We start from the raw sequence: 18,488 nt of genomic DNA, 5'->3' as shown, positions 1-18,488 counted from the left end.
GGTTTTCGGTGCGCGACTTGCCGGGTGCCCGAGGCCGCGATGCCCAACCCGGCGGTCGCCCCATCTTTCAGCGATCCGAGCCGCCGCGTCCGATTGACGCTGCGCCCGTTCGGTGCCATGTTTCTATTAATGGAACTTAAGTTCCATTTTTTGGAACATTTTCTGAGGCGTGCGAATGTCGATCTTGTCGGCGGCTGCGGATGTGCTTCGTTGCTTTTCCAGCACGCGGCACGATGTCACCGTCACGGATCTCGTCACGCTGCTGGGCATGCCGAAGAGCAACGCCTCGCGCCTGCTCAGGGCGATGCGGGACGAGGGGCTCCTGGAAACGGTCGGCGACAGCAAGCGCTACCGTCCGGCCGTGCTGCTCTGCCGGGTTGGCCAGTTCTATCGTTTCGCCGCATCGTTGGTTGACCGTAGCGATGCGGTTGTCCGCCGCATCTCCGACGCGGTTGGCCATACCGGCTATATCAGCGTGCGTCGCGGCGCCGAGGTGATGGGCGTGACCGCCCATTCCGGCCGACATGCGCTCAGGGTCGTCACGACGATCGGCGATGGCTTGCCCGCCTTCGCCTCCAGCACCGGGCGCGCCCTGCTGGCCCGGCTGAGCGACGACGAGGTCCGGGCGCTCTATCCGAATGGGCTCGTCCCGCCCTCGGTCACCGCCCCGCAGGATATCGACGACCTGCTCGCCCGCCTCGCGCTGACCCGCCGCGAGGGCTATGCCGAATCCGACGACGAGGCGGTGCGCGGGGTGCATGCCGTCTCGGTCGCCGTCGGGGATCCCGAGACGGGCGACGAGGTCGCGCTCTGCATTTCCTTTCCGGCCGCCATCGTCGAGCCGGCCGAGCGCCTCGCCATCATCCGATCGCTGGGAGAGGGGGCCGCCGAGATCGCGGCCCTGACCCAGGACAAGCGCTTCTATCCCTTGAACCTTTCCATCGCGGAGACCGCTCCATGAGCAATCGTTGGCGTATCGGCTTCGACATCGGCGGCACCTTCACCGATTTCATCCTCTACGATTCGCAGGAGCGCTCCGTCCGCCTGCACAAGCGCCTGACCACGCCGCATGACCCCTCCGAAGCGGCGCTGATCGGTCTCGGTGAACTCGTCGAGATGGCCGGAATCACGCTCGCCGATGTCGGCGACATCGTCCACGGCACGACGCTGGTCACCAATGCCGTGATCGAGCGCAAGGGCTCGAAGCTCGGCCTGATCACCACCAAGGGGTTCCGCGACATCCTCGAGATGGGGACGGAGCAGCGCTACGACATTTACGATCTGTTCCTGACCTTCCCCGATCCGCTGGTCTCGCGCGAACATCGCCTCGAAGTGGCCGAGCGCATGGATCGCGACGGCCAGGTCGTCACCGCGCTCGACGCGGACGCCGTGCGCAAGGCCGCCCGCGAGCTCGAAGCCGCCGGCTGCGAGGCGATCGCGGTCTGCTTCCTCAACAGCTACCGCAACCCCGCTCACGAGCAGGAAGCCGGCCGGATCGTCCGCGAAACCTGTCCGGAGCTGACCGTTTCGCTATCGAGCGAGGTCGTCGCCGAGATCTGGGAGTACCAGCGCTTCGTCACCACGGCGGCCAATGCCTATGTCCAGCCGCTGATGCGCCGCTACCTGCAGCGGCTGGAGCGCGAGCTCGCGGCCCGCGCCTTCACCGGTGCGCTCCGCCTGATGCATTCGGCCGGCGGCCTCGTCTCGCCCGAGACGGCGCGCACCTTCCCGATTCGCCTGCTCGAAAGCGGCCCGGCTGGCGGCGGCCTCGCCACGGCCCTGTTCGGCGAGCTCGCCGGCCATAAGGACGTGATCTCCTTCGACATGGGCGGCACCACCGCCAAGGCCTGCATGATCGAGGACGGCCGCGCCGAGATCGCGCCGATGCTGGAAGCCGGCCGCGTCAACCGCTTTGCCAAGGGCTCCGGCCTGCCGATCAAGGCGCCCGTCATCGACATGATCGAGATCGGCGCCGGCGGTGGCTCGATCGCCGCGATCGACGAGGTCGGCCTGCTCAAGGTCGGTCCGCATTCGGCCGGCTCCGACCCCGGCCCGGCCTGCTACGGCATGGGCGGCACCAAGCCGACCGTGACCGACGCCAATCTCGTGCTCGGCTATTACGATCCCGGCTTCTTCCTGGGCGGACGCATGGCGCTCGACCTTGAGGCGGCGCGCAAGGCCGTCTCGACCGTCGCTGCGCCGCTCGGCCTCTCGATCGAGGAAGCCGCCTGGGGCATCCACAAGGTCGTGGTCGAGAGCATGGGCGCTGCCGCCCGCGTCCATCTCGTCGAGAAGGGCAAGGATCCCCGCCATTACGCCATGGTCGGTTTCGGCGGTGCCGGTCCGGCCCATGCCGTCGACGTCGCCCGCGTTCTCGGCGTCAAGCAGGTCATCATCCCGCCGGCTTCGGGTGCGGCCTCCGCGCTCGGCTTCCTCGCCGCGCCGCTCTCCTTCGACATGGTGCGCTCGTTGCCGGTCGAGTTCTCGGAAGGCTTCGATGCGGCCGCCGTCAATGCCGTTCTCCGCGATCTCGAAGTCGAAGGCCGCAAGCACCTGACCGAGGCCGGCGTGAAGTCCGGCGACGTCACGGTCGAGCGCACGGCCGATATGCGCCTCGTCGGCCAGATGCACGACATCTCCGTGCCGCTGCCGGGCGGCACCATCGATGCGTCGAGCCTGGAGGCCATCCGCGCGGCGTTCAGCAAGGCTTATTCCGCCCGCTACACCTCGGTCTACGAAGGCGCCCGGCTGGAGGCGATCAACTTCCGCGTCCGCTGCGCCGGCCCGGTGCCGACGCTCTCGCTCTCGGGCGCGGCCGGTGGCGGCGATGCCAAGAACAAGATCAAGGGCACCCGCAAGGCCTGGTTTGAAGGCGGCTGGAGCGAGGCGACCGTCTATGACCGCTATGCGCTCCGCTCCGGCGACACCGTCACGGGGCCGGCAATCATCGAGGAGCGCGAGGCGACCACGATCGTGCCGCCCGGCGACAGCGTCGCCATCGACGATGTCCTGAACCTCATCGTCCATGTCGCCCAGCCGAATGCGGCCGAGACGACGATCACCGCCGATATGCCGCTGGTCGAGGCCGCGCGCCGGATCGAGGCCGATCCGATCTCGCTCGAGATCATGTGGAGCCGCATGATCAACGTCGTCGAGGAGATGTGGCTGACGGTCTGCCGCACCGCCTTCTCGCTGGTGATCTCGGAAGCGCAGGATTTCGCCTGCGAACTGCTCGACCCCGAAGGCGAGACGCTGGCGCATTCGCCCCGCGCCATGCCGGTGTTCAACCTGACGCTGCCGCGCGCGGTCAAGGCGCTCCTGGAGCGCTATCCGGCCGAGACGCTGAAGCCCGGCGACGTCCTCATCACCAACGATCCCTGGCTCTGCGCCGGCCATCTCTTCGACATCGCGGTGGTGACGCCGGTCTTCCTCGGCAACCGCGTCGTCGGCCTGATGGGCACGGTCGGCCATGTCTCGGATATCGGCGGCACCAAGGATTCGCTCCGGGCCCGCGAGATCTACGAGGAGGGCTTCCAGATTCCGCCGATGAAGCTCTACGAGGCCGGCCGGATCAACGAGACGCTGGTGCGCCTGCTGGCCGAGAACGTGCGCAATTCCGAGCAGGTGCTCGGCGACCTGCACTCCTTCGTCGCGGCCAACGCCATCGGCGCCGAGCGCCTGCAGTCCTTCCTCACCGATTACGGCATGCAGGATCTACGCGCGCTCGCCCATGTCGTGCAGAGCCGTTCCGAGAAGGCGATGCGCGACGCCATCCGCTCCATTCCGGACGGCATCTATCACGGCACCGCCTCGAACAACCCGCTGGGCACGCCGATGCATTATCCGCTGGCGCTGACGGTGAAGGACGACACGATCCATCTCGACTTCGCCGGCGCCCCGCCGCAGCTGCCGCAGGGCGGCCTCAACTGCACGCTCAACTACACGATGGCGCATGCGACCTATCCGCTGAAATGCATGCTGACGCCGAATGTCCGCGGCAATGCCGGCTGCTACCGCGCCTTCACGGTCGAGGCCCCGAAGGGCTCGATCCTGAACTGCGACAAGCCGCTGGCGGTCAACCTGCGCACCCGCACCGGCTGGTATCTGGCGCCGAACATCTTCCGCGCCTTGTCGGAAGCGGCGCCGAAGCAGGTCCAGGCCTTCACCGGCCTGCCGGTGGCGGCGAGTGTCTATGGCCGGGACTCGGCCGGCGACACCTATTCCGACATGCTCTTCTGCGGCGGCGGCCAGGGCGGTTCGGCCCAGGGCGACGGCAAGTCGGGCCTGCTCTACCCGACCTCCGCTGCGAACACCTCGATCGAGACCTTCGAATCGCGGGTTCCGGTGCTGGTGGTCGAGAAGGCCTATCTCACCGATTCCGGCGGCGCCGGTCAGCATCGCGGCGGCCTCGGCCAGCGCGTGCGTTTGCGCAAGCTTTCGGATGACGGGCTGCCGACGCTGGTCTCGCTCTATCCGGAGGGTGTCAACAACCCGATTCCCGGCCTGTTCGGCGGCAAGGCCGGTGGCGGGGCTTCCGGCCGGGTGATCGACGAGCAGGGCCATGTCCTGAAGGACGTCGGCACCGGCGAGCTCGTCCAGGTCCGCCAGCCGCAGGAGATCGTCGAGCTCGTGCTCGCTGGTGGCGCCGGCTACGGCCCGGCCTCCGAGCGCTCGCGGGAGGCGATCGCCCGCGACATCGCGCTGGGGCTGGTCTCTCCGGATGCGGCCAAGCGCGATTACGGCGTGCAGGGAGCGCATGCCACGCAGGATGTGGGCGAGGCCAAGGCCGGCATCCTTGTTGCCTGACGGCAGACATCGAGATTGACAACAGCCCGACAGGGGCAATGAGGGGACTGAGGCATGACACACCAAAACAACGGAGTGCCTCAGCGGCACCCGAGTCTGTTCGAGCCGGCGACACTGGCGTTGATCGCCATTCTCTGCGTCTTCGGCTCGATCATCGGCATGCAGCTTCTGGTGTCGCTCGGCATCACCGCGAACACCTCGCTGATCGGTGCGCTGGCGGCGATGGCGCTGGCGCGGGTGCCGCTTGCCATGTTCGCCCGCTACCGCTCGATCCATGTGCAGAACCTGGCTCAGAGCGCGATCTCCTCGGCCACCTTCGGCGCTGCGAACAGCCTGCTCCTGCCGGTCGGCATTCCCTGGCTGCTCAATCGGCCGGATCTGGTGCTGCCGATGCTGGCCGGCGCCTTCTTCGCCATGCTGCTCGACGGCTATCTGCTTTACCGGATGTTCGATTCCCGCGTCTTCCCGGCCCAGGGCGCCTGGCCGCCGGGCGTCGCCGCCGCCGAGGCGATCAAGGCCGGCGACGAGGGCGGGCGGAAGGCGGCGCTGATGGGCGTCGGCTTCCTCACCGGCGTGGTCGTCTCCTTCGTCAAGGTGCCGCTGGCCTGGATCGGCTTCGCCGGCTCGACGGCGGTGAGCGGCATTCCGATGTCGGCCTTCGGCGTCGCCTTCATCGGCAATGTCTGGGCGCTGACGATGTTCGGCATCGGCCTGCTGCTGCGCGGCTATTCCGGCCAGCTCTTCGGCGGCCCGCTCTTCGAGACCATCATCCCCAAGGGGGATCTGATGGCCGCCTATATTCCGCACGGCTTCATGATCGGCGCCGGCCTCGTCGCCCTGATCCAGGTCGGAATGCTGCTCTTCAAGCGTGGCGAGACATCCGGGGCTGCCAAAGAGGGCGTCACCGACACCGAAGTCCGCCGCGCGCTCGGCCTCGGCACCATCGGCTATCTCGTCATCGCGGTCTTCATCGCGCTGGTCGGCGGGCTGATCAGCGACATGTCGATCGGCATGCTGATCCTGTTCGTGCTCTACGCCGCCTTCGCGGCCTATGTGCATGAATTGATCGTCGGCCTCGCCGCGATGCATTCCGGCTGGTTCCCGGCCTTCGCGGTGGCGCTGATCACGCTGATCATCGGCATGCTCATCGGCTTCCCGATGCCGGCGCTGGCGCTGCTGGTCGGCTTCTCGGCGGCGACCGGCCCGGCTTTCGCCGATATGGGCTACGACCTCAAGGCCGGCTACATCCTGCGCGGCCACGGCGTCGATCCGGCCTTCGAGCGCGAAGGCCGCCGCCAGCAGCTCTTCGCCGCGATGTTCGCCTTCGTCATCGCCGGCATCGTGGTGCTGTTCTCCTACCAGTCCTATTTCGACCGGAACCTCGTGGCGCCCGTCGACAAGGTCTATGCCGCGACGATCAAGGCCGGTGTGGCGCCGGGCGTCGCCTGGCAGTTGTTCCTCTGGGCCATCCCCGGCGCGATCCTGCAGTTCATCGGCGGGCCGAAGCGGCAGATCGGCGTGCTCTTCGCCACCGGCCTGCTGATCAGCTTTCCGATGGCGGGCTGGGCGGTGCTGGCGGGCATCGTCTGCCGGCTGATCTGGGAGAAGCTGCGCGGCGACAGCGGCGAGGGCGACATGGAGGTCTTTGCCGCCGGCATCATCGCCGGCGACGCGATCTTCTCGTTCTTCGATTCGGTCATCAAGAACGTCACCAAGCCCTGACCAAAACAGGCCCCGGGACCAGCATCCCGGGGCCTTTCGCGTCCGGAAGAGGATCATCGCCATGGGCAAGCTTGGAACGCTCACCATCGGGCAGGCGCCGCGCGCCGACATCACCCCGATTCTCGATGCGGTGCTGGACGCCGGTCTTCCGCGCATCCATGCCGGCGTGCTCGATGGCCTCGGCCGCGATGAGATCGCGCGGGATTTCACCCCGCTTCCCGGCAAGGCCCCGCTGATCACCCGCCTGCTGGACGGCTCCTCGGTCGTGATCGATCGCGCCCGCACGGAAGCTGCCGCCCAGCACAAGCTCGACGCTCTGGAAGCCGCGGGCTGCACCACCATCCTGATGTTGTGCACCGGGCATTTCGAGAAGCTTTCGACCCGAAAGGCCCGCTTCATCGAGCCCGACCGCATCCTGCCGCCGACGGTGGCGGCGCTGGCGCGCGGCGCGCGGCTCGGCATCATCGTGCCGCTCGTCGAGCAGATCGACAGCGAGGCCGGCAAATGGGCCGGTCTCGATCCGGCGCCGCTCTACGCGGCCGCCTCGCCCTATCAAGGCGATCTCGACGCCGTCGCCGTCGCCGCTCGGGACCTCCGCGAGCGCGGTGCGGAAATCCTGCTGATGGATTGTATGGGCTTCGTCGAAAGCCACCGGCGGGCGGCCGCGGCGGCCGGTTTGCCGGTCATCCTCTCCAACAGCCTGGTGTCCAAGCTCGTCTCGGAATTGGTCTGAGTCGAAAATGGAGGCCTCGATCACAATCAGGGCGTGCCGCTGCCGGGCCTCCAGCCGATCATAAGTTATTTAAATCGGTTGAAAAATGGTCGAACTGCGAAAGAGGGCTGAGGCAGGGGGTGTGACAGCAATTAATTGAAAATAAACAATTTTTAGCGAATTCTTGATCGTTTGGGAGCCCCGCGTGAGGGAGGCAAATTCCGACCTGTACGGGGCGGCAAGTGCCCAGCGGCAGCCTCCGGCGTAACCACCTGGAGAGTTGAAAAAGCGGCCGCTGAGCGGATTGGATCAAAGTCGCGGTCCGTCGTTACGAAGAAATCTCTTCCGTAATTGTCATGAGCCCATATCGCCTGCACATCACAGTATTTATTTCTCCAATGCCATGCTGCGCGCGTGGTGAGATCATCCGGTGGGAGGTTCCTTGCCTTGGCGAAGGCGGGCCAATCCGGCTCCGTGTTCGGGAACAGGGTGCGGAAAATCAGCTCTTGCCGAGTGAGCTGTTCTTCCGATGCTAGGATGCCATGGTCCCAGAAGCTCAGGTCCCACGTCATGATGGGCTTCAGGAGCACGATGTGACCAAAGCCTAAGGCTTTCATGCGCTCCCGAAGCTCGTCGATTGTAGAGAGGTAGCGGCCGCCAACTTGCCGTTCAGATGCGCAAGAGGCTACCATCGCAACGTCCGCGAGCCCCTCTTTGGCAGCAGCAATAATCTCCATCACCGCAGTTCGTTCTGGCCGGCCTTCATCGACCGCGATCAGGCAGTTGGTGTCTAGGGTAAAGCTGAGCATCCCGACCTCCACACGCGGCCCGCTGGCTATACAATTTGAAAAACTCAGGGATTGCGTAGGCAAGAGGTGGACTTCGGCCTCCCAAAGCGGACCTTTTGAACACCTCTGTGATGTCCGTGAGGGGGGGGCGCAAGCGCCTGTATGCTCTCAACTGCTTGGAAAACTACAGAATGGCTGGTGCTGCCAGAGAGGATTGAACTCTCGACCTCTCCCTTACCAAGGGAGTGCTCTACCACTGAGCTACGGCAGCAGGATCGTCAGCCAAGTCGCGCTGGGTCGTCCCGGAGGGCGGCTGCGGCGCGGCATCGTTGCGAAGCGGCGCCCTGATGCCATAAGCGCGGGGCGGACGCAACCCGCTCTCTCAATCCGGCAGCAATAACCGTGGATCAATTCGGAAAAGACGGCCGTCGCCGATGAGATGCGCGCTGAGCCGCCCGCCGAACAACGGCCGGAAAGCGGCGTCCCGCAGGTTGAGGCCGCCGGCATAGGCGCCCATCGCCGGCATCACGCAGCGGCGCGTCGACAGCGCGAAGCAGCGCCGCCGGACCGCCCGCCCGCGCATCCTGACCTTGGCGGCAGGGTGCAGATGCCCGGCGATCTCGTAGCCGTTCTCGGCCGGATCGGGCTCATGGCGCAGCGTCACGCCGGCGAGGCTGATCTCTGCCGCGCTTTCGCCGCCGACGCGGTGGCTGATCGACGGGTCGTGATTGCCGGTGATCCAGAGCCAGTCGCGGCCTTGCTGCAGCAGGTGCAGCGCAGCGAGCGTCTGCGGTGCGAGCCGGTCCTCGGCCTGCCGGTCGTGGAAGGAGTCGCCGAGCGCGATCACGCGCGCCGGCTGATGGCGCAGGATCGCGTGGCCAAGTGCGGCCAGTGTCGCGGTCGAATCATAGGGCGGCAGCATCACGCCGCGCGCCGCATAGGCCGAGCCCTTCTCCAGATGCAGGTCCGCGACGACGAGCGTGCGCTCCTCCGGCAGCCAGAGCGCGCCCGAAATGTCCGGCACGAGCGCGAGCCGGCCCAGCATGAAGGCCTCGCCCGTTGTCGCCAGCGCTCTGTTTGGTCCTGGCGCGGCAACCGTCACGCCATCGCCTCTTCCGTCAGCATCGCCTCTGCCTCCGCCAGGATCTCGTCGGCCGCCTCGCCGAAGACCGCCTCGCGCCCGATCTCGAGCATCACCGAGACGCCGAGCGGCGAAACATGGTCGAGCGGCTGATGCACGATTCGGCCGCTGATCCGTGTCAGCATCTCACCAAGCCGGCGAATGTCGAGCAGGCCCGTCGCCGCATCGGCCCGCGCCGCCTTGAGCAGGATATGGTCGGGCTCGTGCCGGCGCAGCACGTCGTAGACGAGATCGGTCGAGATCGTCACCTGCCGGCCGCTCTTCTCCTGGCCGGGATAGCGCCGCTCGATCAAGCCGCCGATGATGGCGCAGGAGCGGAAGGTGCGCTTCATCAGGGCCGATTCCGCCATCCACTCCTCGAGATCGTCGCCGAGCATGTCCTGCGCGAACAAGTCGTCGAGATCGAGCGCGCCGCGGGCGATGGCCGCCGTCATGTCGCCGAGCGTCCAGCAGGCCATGCCGTAATCGTTGCAGACGAAGCCGAGCGGGCGCATCCGGGCGCGCTCCAAACGGCGCGTCAGCAGCATGCCGAGCGTCTGGTGCGCGAGGCGGCCCTCGAACGGATAGGCGACGAGATAGAAGCGGCCGCCGCGCGGGAAGGTCTCGACCAGCAATTCGCCGGGCTTGGGCAGCCGTGATTTCAGCTTCTGCGCATGCAGCCAGGCGGAAACCTCCTCCGGCAGCGTATGCCAGAGGTTCGGTGAGGCGAGCATGGCGCGCACGCGTTCGGCCAGGAAGGTCGAGAGCGGAAACTTGCCGCCGTCATAGGAGGGGATTTTCGGATCGGTGCCGGCGGTGGCGCGCGAGCAGACCGCCTCGTTCTCGACGATGCCCTCGAAGCGCAGGACTTCGCCGGCGAAGACGAAGGTGTCGCCCGGCACCATGGTCTCGGCGAAATACTCCTCGATCTCGCCGAGCACGCGGCCGCCGCGCGTGATCATGCCGGGCTGTCCAGGCCTGCCGGCGCGCGCCCGGCCGAGCCTGACCTTCAGCATCGTCGCCTCGACGATGGTGCCGACATTCATCCGGTATTGCTGGATGACGCGGGCATTGCTGGCGCGCCACAGACCGGCCTTGTCCTGCCGGAGCTTGGCGAAACGCTCATAGCTCTTCAGCGCATAGCCGCCGGTCGCGACGAAATTGACGACCGCGTCGAAATCCGCGCGGGCAAGCCCGGCGTAAGGGGATGCCGTGAGGACTTCCTCATAGAGCGCATCCGCCTGGAAGCCGTCCGAGCAGGCGACGCCGAGCACATGCTGGGCGAGCACGTCGAGCGCGCCAATGCGCGGCGGCGGGGTGTCCTGCGCGGCCTCGTGGACGGCCTCCAGCGCGGCGCGGCACTCCAGCAGCTCGAAACGGTTGGAGGGCACCAGCAGCGCCTCGGAGGGCTCGTCCATGCGATGGTTGGAGCGGCCGATGCGCTGGATCAGGCGGCTCGCCCCCTTCGGTGCGCCGAGATTGACGACGAGGTCGACATCGCCCCAGTCGATGCCGAGATCGAGCGTCGCGGTGCAGACCACGGCCTTGAGCCGCCCATCCGCCATCGCGGCCTCGACCTTGCGGCGCTGCTGGGCGTCGAGCGAGCCGTGATGCAGCGCGATCGGCAGGTTGTCGTCGTTCAGGTTCCACAAGGCCTGGAAGGCGAATTCCGCCTGCATGCGCGTGTTGACGAAGACCAGCGTCAGCTTGTGCGTGCGGATCGCCTCGTAGACCTCGGCCATCGCGTGCAGGGTCGTATGGCCGGCGATCGGCAGGCGCCGCTGCGTATCGAGGATGCCGATGCGCGGCTTCGCCCCGCCCGCGACCGTGACCAGCCCGGCCGGCGTCTCGCTGCCGCCGAGATAGCGTTGGAGATCGGCGGGCTCGCGCACCGTCGCCGAGAGGCCGACGGCCGAGACCTGCGGCGCCAGCGCCTTCAGCCGCGCGAGATCGAGCGAAAGCAGGTCGCCGCGCTTGGAGGTGACGAGCGCGTGCAACTCGTCGAGCACGATGCGGCGCAAGGATGAGAAGAACGGCGCGGCGTCGCGGTGGGAGACGAGCAGCGCGAGCTGCTCCGGCGTCGTCAGCAGGATATCGGGTGGGCGCTGGATCTGGCGTGTGCGCTTGGCGGCGGAGGTGTCGCCGGTGCGCGTCTCGATTGTGATCGGCAATCCCATCTCGCGCACGGGCGCTTCAAGATTGCGGGCGATATCGACGGCGAGCGCCTTCAGCGGCGAGATGTAGAGCGTGTGCAACCCGTCATGCCGGCCGCCGCGCTCTGCGAGCTCGACCAGCGAAGGCAGGAAGCCGGCGAGCGTCTTGCCGGCGCCGGTCGGCGCCACCAGCAGCGTCGAGCGCCCGGCGCGTGCCTCTTCCAGCAAGGCGAGCTGATGCGGCCGCACGCTCCAGCCGCGGCTGGCGAACCAGGCCTCGAAGGCGGGAGGGAGCGGGGAGGGCGCGGCCATGCCGGCCGAAGATAGGGGGTGGCTCAGGAGAACGAAAGGAGAATAACGCGTTGTGGCGGCTCGTCGCCGATTCGCGATCAGGGGCCTACGAGCTGCCCCCCATCGACAACAACGGTCTGGGCCGTGACCCAGCTGGCCTTGTCGGAGGCAAGGAAGAGCGCGACCGCGGCGACCTCCTCGGGCTTTCCCATGCGGCCGAAGGGGATGTTGGCCAGCGTCGCCTGATAGAGCTCGGGATTCGATGTCTTTCGATCTTCCCAAGAGCCGCCTGGGAATTCGATCGAGCCCGGCGCGACGCAATTGACCCGAATGCCTTTCCGCGACAGCATCTTCGCTTGGCTGGCGGTGTAATGCATGACCGCCGCCTTGATCGCGCCGTAAGGTGCCGAGCGCGACGAGGCTCGCAGAGCCGAGATCGACGAAATATTGACGATCGACGAACCCGGTTTCATGTGCGGGATGGCTGCATGGCTCCCGCGGACGACCGCCATCATGTCGATGTTGAAGGACGCGGCCCAACCCTCGTCGTCATCCGAATGGCCGAAGCCCGATGCGTTGTTGACCAGGATGTCGAGACCGCCGAGAGCCTTCACTGCCTCCGGCACATAGGTCGCGATCGCCTCCGCGTCGGCGAGGTCGACACAGGCGGCGTGAGCTGTGACTCCGAGCGCCTCGATCTCCCGGCGCGTCGCTTCCAGCGGCCCCGCGCCCCGGGCGCAGATCGAAACGGACGCGCCGCCTGCTGCAAAGCCCAGCGCGATGGAGCGCCCGATGCCACGGCTGCCACCCATCACGATCACGCGCTTGCCGGTGAATTCCTTGGCCATGCGGGCACTCCCATTGAGACGATGTGTGGATGTCCCTATTGCTCAGGCGAAAGCCGCCGCTTCAAGGGCCGTCAATGTGTATACGGAGTTGCACGGCCTGCGGGCGAGGATGCCCGTCTTCGGGCGATCCGCTTTCGCGAGATTCTGCGCCTGCCCGCCATCCGGTCGCTGAAACCGGCGCGATCCAGCTGTTTGGACGGCCCGGGAAATGCCGGGGGTCATCCCCGGCGGGATGCCTTCACCGCCGCTCCGCCACGACCAGCAGCCCCGGCACGGGCACGCCGCGATCCTGCCGCGTGCTGGCGGGCTCGACGAGTAGGGGGGTAAGCCCCGCTTCCCCCAGCCGCTCCCGCAGCCAGCCTTCCGCATGCGCGAACCGCCTGTCATCGCCGACGACCACGCCCTCGCCCGCATGACTCTGCACCGTGAAGGCGAAGAGCCCGCCGGTCGGCAGCACCCGCGCGCTCTGGGCGAAGCTCGGCGCGAGTTCGCCGAGATAGACGAAGACGTCCGCCGCGATCACCAGATCGGCCGACTGGTCCGGGCGGCTCGCCAGGAAGGCGGTCAGCCCGGCGACGGCGAGCTTGTCGTAGAGCGGCGCGCCATCCTCCCGCGTCTTGACCTGGGCCCGCGCGATCATGCGCGGCGAGAGATCGCAGCCGGCGAGGAAACCGCTCTCGGTGCGGATCGCCTCGCCCATCAGCCCGGTGCCGCAGCCGAGATCGTAGACGGTGTCGAACCGGAAGGGCCGCGCGGCGTTGTCGCAGCAGCGCCGCAGCGCATCCTTCAGCAGAGCAGGGGCATTGTAGTGCAGGGTCTGGGTCAGGTGGCTGTCGAAGCGCTCGGCGTAACCGTCGAACAGAGCGCCGGAGAAATTCTCCGAGGTCGCCTCCTCGGCCGGCATGGCGCCGATGCGGGCGAGGTCGAGCCTGGCGCCGAAATGGTCGTTGGGGTCGAGGTCGAGGCATTGTCGCCAGGCCGTGGCGGCGTCCTCCCTGTGCCCGAGCGCCTCCTTGGCGAGGCCGTAGAGATGCCAGGCAGCGGTAAAGTGATAGGCCCCGGCCAAGGTCTGGTCGAGGATCTCGACGGCCGCTTGCGCGTCGCCCTCCTTGAGCGCGGCTTCCGCCCAGGCGTAGCGTCGGTCGAGCATCGGGTCGCCGGAGCTGGAATGATGCGTGGTCTGGCCGGTCTCGCTCATGCCAGCCGGTCTAGCCGAGGAGAATGACACTGGCCAGACAAAGCCCGCGCTGGCGCCCCGCCGAATTGCTCGTGCCGACCCCGGCCGGGCTCTTCTGCCCGCCGGCCGATATCCATATCGATCCGGTGCGCCCGGTACCGCGTGCGCTCGTCACCCATGGCCATTCCGACCATGCCCGTGCTGGCCATGGCAGCGTGCTGGCGACGCGCGAGACGCTCGCGATCATGGCGCTGCGCTATGGCGAGGGTTTCAGCCGTTCGCGGCAGGTCGCGGTGCCCGGAGAGGTGGTCCGCATCGGCGAGGTCGATTTCACCTTCGTTCCCGCCGGCCATGTCCTCGGCTCGGCCCAGATCGTGGTCGAAAGCCGCGGCCTGCGGATCGTCGTCTCCGGCGACTACAAGCGCGAGCGTGATCCGACCTGCGCGCCCTTCGAGCCGGTGCCTTGCGACATCTTCATCACCGAGGCGACCTTCGGGCTGCCGGTCTTCCGCCATCCGCCGGCCGATGGCGAGGTCGGGAAGCTCCTGGAATCCGTCAGGCTCTTCCCGGAGCGGACGCATATCGTCGGCGCCTATTCACTGGGCAAGGCGCAGCGCGTCATGGCCCTGATCCGCGAGGCCGGCTACGAAAAGCCGATCTACATCCACGGTGCCGTCGAGACGATCACCGAATTCTATCAAGCGGAAGGCATCCCGCTCGGCGAGATCCGCCTGGTCGCGGGCATGGACCGCAAGACGCTCGGTGGCGAGATCGTCATCTGCCCGCCCAGCGCGACGCAGGATCTCTGGGCGCGTCGCTTCCCCGACCCCGTCACCGCCTTCGCCTCGGGCTGGATGCGGATCAGGGCGCGTGCCCGCCAGAAGGGCGTCGAATTGCCGCTGGTGATCTCCGACCATGCCGATTGGGACGATTTGCTGGCGACGATCCGCGAGGTTCAGGCCGGCGAAATCTGGGTCACCCATGGCGAGGCCGAGGCGCTCGTCCACTGGTGCGGCACGGCGGGCCTCAAGGCCAAGCCGCTGCATCTCGTCGGCTATGGCGACGAGGGCGAGGCGGAGTCGGAAGGGGAGGCAGCCGATGCGCCGGTGGCGTGAAAACGACGGCTGGGAGAGTGAATCAGCGCGCCGAGGCGACGACCGGGCGGCTCGGCGCGGTCATGCCGACAAGCGCATTCGCCATGTCGCGGGCGAGGCAGTCATAGCCCGCATCGCTCATATGGAAGCCGTCGCTCCACAGCGCCGCCTTGAAGGCCTCGGCATCGCTGTCGTGCCATTCCCGCATCGTCTGGTAACGGCTGAAGACCGGCACGGCCTCGCGTCGCGCGACATCGCCGACAGCCGCGACGAAGCGCTTGTAATTGTCGGAGTCGCGCACCGTCGGGAAGAACTGCGGGTCGAGGATGGCGAGAGGGGTGTTCGCCTGCTTCACCAGCCGGATGCCCTCGCTGACCATGCCGCGGAAGGCCTCGAGATCGCCGCCCTTGACGGCGTCGTTGGTGCCGACCTGCCAGATCACCAGATCGTAATGGCGCCCGGCCAGCGCGGTTTCGAGGCGCGCGAGCGTCTGCGGCGCGGTCTCGCCGCCAATGCCGGCATTGACGATCTCGACCGGCGCCTTCGACCAGGCCTTGCCGAGCAAAGCCTGAAGACGGGCGGGATAGGTCTTGTCCTTGGCGCTGGCGCCGATCCCCTCGGTGGAGGAGGAGCCGATGGCGAGGATGGTGAGCGGGCGCCCTTGCGCGACCTTGTCGGCCAGCGGCGCGAGAACCGCACGCGACTGGACGATCGGCGTCTCGCGGCAGGAGAAGCCGGCTGCCTGGGCAGGGGCTCCGACCGAAAGCGTGGCAGCGATGACGGCAGGCAAGGCAAGAAACCGCATCGCGGCACGCATTGGCGTCTGTCTCCTGGCTACACTGCTGCCGTTAAGGTTTGCTTCATGAACGGTATCTGAACGATGCGCTGCAAGAAGCATGCAACGATTCGATGTGGCGACGCGGTGACACCATGAATCGCTTCGCCTGGCTGCTCGACCGCCTCGCCTATGAGCCGCGCCGCAACGCCAAGCTCGCGCTGATCGCCGATTATCTGCGCACCACGCCCGACCCCGATCGCGGCTATGCGCTGGCGGCGATGACGGGCGGGCTCGTCTTCCGCAACGCCAAGGCCGGGCTGATCCGCGCGCTGATCGCCGAGCGCACCGACCCGGTGCTGTTCGCGCTGTCCTACGACTATGTCGGCGATCTCTCGGAGACGGTCGCACTGATGTGGCCGGCCCGGCATGGCACTAACGCGGTGCCGCATCTGCCCGAGGTCGTCGAGAGTCTGCGCGAGGCCGGCAAGACCGACCTGCCGCGCCTCGTCGCCTCCTGGCTCGACGCGCTCGATGAGACCGGCCGCTGGGCGCTCCTGAAGCTCATCACCGGCGCCTTGCGGATCGGCGTCTCCGCCCGCCTCGCCAAGACGGCGGCGGCGAGCCTCGGCGGCGTGCCGGCCGACGAGGTCGAGCAGGTCTGGCACGGGCTGGAGCCGCCCTATGCCGCGCTCTTCGCCTGGTTGGAGGGCAGGGGCCCGCGGCCGGAGGCCCGCGATCCCGCACCGTTTCGCCCGGTCATGCTCTCGCATCCGATCGAGGACGGCGATTTCGACAAGCTCGACCCGGCCGAATTCTCAGCCGAGTGGAAATGGGACGGTATCCGCGTCCAGGCCGCCAGCGGCCGGCGCGGTGACGGAAGCCGCGTGACCCGGCTCTATTCCCGCACTGGCGAAGATATCGCCAACGCCTTTCCCGATCTCGTCGAGGAGTTGACGCAGGATGGCGCGCTCGACGGCGAGTTGCTGGTGATGCGCGAGAGCGCTGTCCAGAGCTTCAACACCTTGCAGCAGCGGCTCAACCGCAAGACCGTCACAGTGAAGATGCTGGGCGAGTTCCCCGCCCATATCCGGGTCTACGATCTGCTGGTCGATGGCGAGGAGGATATCCGCCACCTGCCCTTCGAGGAGCGGCGCAAGCGGCTGGAGGCTTTCCTGTCGCGGCTTGCCAGCCCGCGCTTCGATCTCTCGCCGCTGATCCCCTTCGGGTCATGGCAGGAACTGACCACGGCGCGGGCCGATCCGGCCTCGGCCGGGGCGGGCGCCGATGCGGAAGCGGTCGAGGGCTGCATGATCAAGCGGCGCGACTCGCCCTATCTGCCGGGCCGACCCAAGGGCTACTGGTGGAAATGGAAGCGCGATGCCCGGCTGGTCGACTGCGTGCTGATGTACGCCCAGCGCGGCCACGGCAAGCGTTCCTCCTTCTATTCCGACTACACCTTCGGCGTCTGGCGGGTGGGCGAGGAGGGCGGTCTCGAGCTGGTGCCGGTCGGCAAGGCCTATTTCGGCTTCACCGACGAGGAACTGCTCGAGATCGACAAATACGTCCGCAAGAACACGCTGAACCGCTTCGGCCCGGTGCGGGAGGTGGTGCATACGGCTGAAAGCGGCCTCGTCTTCGAGGTTGCTTTCGAGGGCTTGCAGCGCTCGACGCGGCACAAATCCGGGCTCGCCATGCGCTTTCCCCGCATCAACCGCATCCGCTGGGACAAGCCGCCTGGTGAGGCCGACCATATAGAGGTGCTGGAAGCGCTATTGCCGACCAATGGCTGACGGCGGATGGGTTGCGCCCATGCGCTGGCAATGCTTGTGATCCGCCTCGCGCCTGAGGCAAAATAAAAGAGTCGCAACCACAGGGTCGCAATAAGGACAATACGGAGTGGCGCGATGAGCAAGCAGCCTTCGACACGGATCGTCATCGCGGACGACCACCCGCTCTTTCGCGGGGCGCTGCGACAGGCCGTCTCGCACGCCATTGCGGGCGCGGAGGTCAGCGAGGTCGGCTCGCTCGAAGCCCTGACCGAGGCGCTGGCGAGCGGCGGTGATGCCGATCTCGTCCTGCTCGATCTGACCATGCCGGGCGTCCAGGGCTTCTCCGGCCTGCTCTTCCTGCGGGCCGACCATCCCGAGATCCCGGTCATCGTCGTCTCGGCCAATGACGACCCGGCGGTGATCCGCCGCTGCATCGAGTTCGGGGCGCTCGGCTTCCTCCCCAAGACGGCCGATGTCGCCCAGATGGGCGAGGCGATCCGCGCCGTGCTCGACGGCGGCGTCTGGACCCCGCCCGGCGTCGATCTCGCAGCCCCCGTCGATGCCGAGGTGGCCGACATGGTCCGCCGCCTCTCGACGCTGACGCCGCAGCAGGTGCGCGTGCTGATGATGCTGTCGGAAGGTTTGCTCAACAAGCAGATCGCCTATGAGCTCGGCGTCTCCGAGGCGACGGTGAAGGCGCATGTCTCGGCGATCCTGACCAAGCTCGACGTCGACAGCCGCACGCAGGCCGTCATCGCCGCCTCGAAGATCGCCGGCACCGCCTGGGCGACCACCGGAGCCGGCGCCTCCGCCTGAGGCTGCCGGGCCCCCCTCGGGGGGGCTCCCGCCCGGACGCAGCGCGGCTGTGCAAACGGCGTTCAGGCGCCGTTCAAGCGCGGCGGGTTTCAGGTTAAGACAGGTGGAAAGCGCCCCGCAGATCCGTGGGCGCGTAGCAGGATGCCAGGGCTTTCATGGAACGGTTCATCGGCGGCTCGCCGCTCAGCGTCCTCGTCAGGCTGATCTTCATCTCGCTGCTCGTCGGCGCCGCCATGGCCTTTCTCGGCCTCTCGCCGCGCGGGCTCTTCGAGGCGGCCTCCCGCTTCATCCGCTCGATCACGGGGCTCGGCTTCGGCGCCATCCGCGAGGTCGGCGACTGGCTCATCGCCGGCGCGCTGGTCGTCGTGCCGCTCTGGCTGCTGATGCGGCTCTTCGCGGCACGGAAGTAGCTGC

Annotated in this window: 14 protein-coding genes and 1 tRNA gene; 8 read left to right on the top strand and 7 right to left on the bottom strand. The window is 67.4% G+C overall.

The features are described from left to right. Positions 1 to 175 precede the first annotated feature (175 nt). From GGC47_RS04635 to GGC47_RS04620, 4 genes are all read left to right on the top strand, one after another. The gene (locus tag GGC47_RS04635; protein ID WP_112763065.1) at positions 176 to 961 is read left to right on the top strand and encodes an IclR family transcriptional regulator; all 786 of its coding nucleotides are present in this window, start codon (positions 176 to 178) and stop codon (positions 959 to 961) included. Further along, a complete protein-coding gene (locus GGC47_RS04630) occupies positions 958 to 4,806 on the top strand; it encodes a hydantoinase B/oxoprolinase family protein (RefSeq protein WP_142019884.1) in 3,849 nt (1,282 codons plus the stop codon). Before GGC47_RS04635 ends, GGC47_RS04630 begins: the two co-directional genes overlap by 4 nt. A 54-nt stretch (positions 4,807 to 4,860) precedes the next feature. Next, complete coding sequence (locus GGC47_RS04625; protein WP_051987644.1) at positions 4,861 to 6,528, top strand: OPT/YSL family transporter; 1,668 nt, start codon at positions 4,861 to 4,863, stop codon at positions 6,526 to 6,528. Positions 6,529 to 6,589: 61 nt separating this feature from the next. Further along, positions 6,590 to 7,261 (top strand): AroM family protein, encoded by a 672-nt coding sequence (locus tag GGC47_RS04620; protein ID WP_142019886.1) that lies wholly within the window; start codon positions 6,590 to 6,592, stop codon positions 7,259 to 7,261. A gap of 152 nt (positions 7,262 to 7,413) precedes the next feature. On the opposite strand, the gene GGC47_RS04615 is transcribed toward GGC47_RS04620, so the two are convergent. The 6 genes from GGC47_RS04615 to GGC47_RS04590 all read right to left on the bottom strand — a co-directional run bounded on the left by GGC47_RS04615 (position 7,414) and on the right by GGC47_RS04590 (position 13,638). After that, entirely contained in the window at positions 7,414 to 8,049 is a 636-nt protein-coding gene (locus GGC47_RS04615; protein ID WP_142019888.1) for a hypothetical protein, read from the bottom strand. 175 nt (positions 8,050 to 8,224) lie between these two features. After that, positions 8,225 to 8,299, bottom strand: a tRNA-Thr gene (locus GGC47_RS04610). Positions 8,300 to 8,410: 111 nt separating this feature from the next. Beyond that, complete coding sequence (pdeM, locus tag GGC47_RS04605) at positions 8,411 to 9,073, bottom strand: ligase-associated DNA damage response endonuclease PdeM (RefSeq protein WP_051987822.1); 663 nt, start codon at positions 9,071 to 9,073, stop codon at positions 8,411 to 8,413. A 53-nt stretch (positions 9,074 to 9,126) separates the two neighbouring features. Continuing rightward, positions 9,127 to 11,613, bottom strand: coding sequence for a ligase-associated DNA damage response DEXH box helicase (locus GGC47_RS04600; RefSeq protein WP_142019890.1), 2,487 nt, complete (start codon positions 11,611 to 11,613; stop codon positions 9,127 to 9,129). Positions 11,614 to 11,690: 77 nt separating this feature from the next. Beyond that, positions 11,691 to 12,440 carry an SDR family NAD(P)-dependent oxidoreductase gene (locus GGC47_RS04595; RefSeq protein ID WP_112763060.1) on the bottom strand — a complete coding sequence of 250 codons (750 nt, stop codon included), beginning with the start codon at positions 12,438 to 12,440 and terminating at the stop codon, positions 11,691 to 11,693. Positions 12,441 to 12,678: 238 nt separating this feature from the next. Further along, on the bottom strand, positions 12,679 to 13,638 hold the full coding sequence (locus GGC47_RS04590) for a methyltransferase domain-containing protein (protein WP_142019892.1): 960 nt from the start codon (positions 13,636 to 13,638) through the stop codon (positions 12,679 to 12,681). A gap of 23 nt (positions 13,639 to 13,661) precedes the next feature. Here GGC47_RS04590 and GGC47_RS04585 point away from each other — a divergent pair, with 23 nt between their 5' ends. Continuing rightward, on the top strand, positions 13,662 to 14,732 hold the full coding sequence (locus GGC47_RS04585; RefSeq protein ID WP_142019894.1) for a ligase-associated DNA damage response exonuclease: 1,071 nt from the start codon (positions 13,662 to 13,664) through the stop codon (positions 14,730 to 14,732). A gap of 22 nt (positions 14,733 to 14,754) precedes the next feature. Here the strand turns inward: GGC47_RS04585 and GGC47_RS04580 are convergent, their stop codons facing one another. Beyond that, a complete protein-coding gene (locus tag GGC47_RS04580; RefSeq protein ID WP_185747765.1) occupies positions 14,755 to 15,528 on the bottom strand; it encodes an SGNH/GDSL hydrolase family protein in 774 nt (257 codons plus the stop codon). 113 nt (positions 15,529 to 15,641) lie between these two features. Here GGC47_RS04580 and GGC47_RS04575 point away from each other — a divergent pair, with 113 nt between their 5' ends. From GGC47_RS04575 to GGC47_RS04565, 3 genes are all read left to right on the top strand, one after another. Beyond that, positions 15,642 to 17,279: a cisplatin damage response ATP-dependent DNA ligase gene (locus GGC47_RS04575; RefSeq protein WP_429067043.1), complete on the top strand. Its 1,638-nt coding sequence runs from the start codon at positions 15,642 to 15,644 to the stop codon at positions 17,277 to 17,279. A 114-nt stretch (positions 17,280 to 17,393) separates the two neighbouring features. Next, on the top strand, positions 17,394 to 18,074 hold the full coding sequence (locus tag GGC47_RS04570) for a response regulator (RefSeq protein ID WP_038360538.1): 681 nt from the start codon (positions 17,394 to 17,396) through the stop codon (positions 18,072 to 18,074). Positions 18,075 to 18,229: 155 nt separating this feature from the next. Then, the gene (locus tag GGC47_RS04565) at positions 18,230 to 18,484 is read left to right on the top strand and encodes a DUF6460 domain-containing protein (RefSeq protein ID WP_038360541.1); all 255 of its coding nucleotides are present in this window, start codon (positions 18,230 to 18,232) and stop codon (positions 18,482 to 18,484) included. Positions 18,485 to 18,488: the final 4 nt, after the last annotated feature.

Source organism: Allobosea sp. OAE752 (genome assembly GCF_050433265.1).
In the GTDB taxonomy this organism is placed as follows: domain Bacteria; phylum Pseudomonadota; class Alphaproteobacteria; order Rhizobiales; family Beijerinckiaceae; genus Allobosea; species Allobosea spartocytisi.
This window is presented reverse-complemented; position numbering and strand designations above follow the sequence as displayed.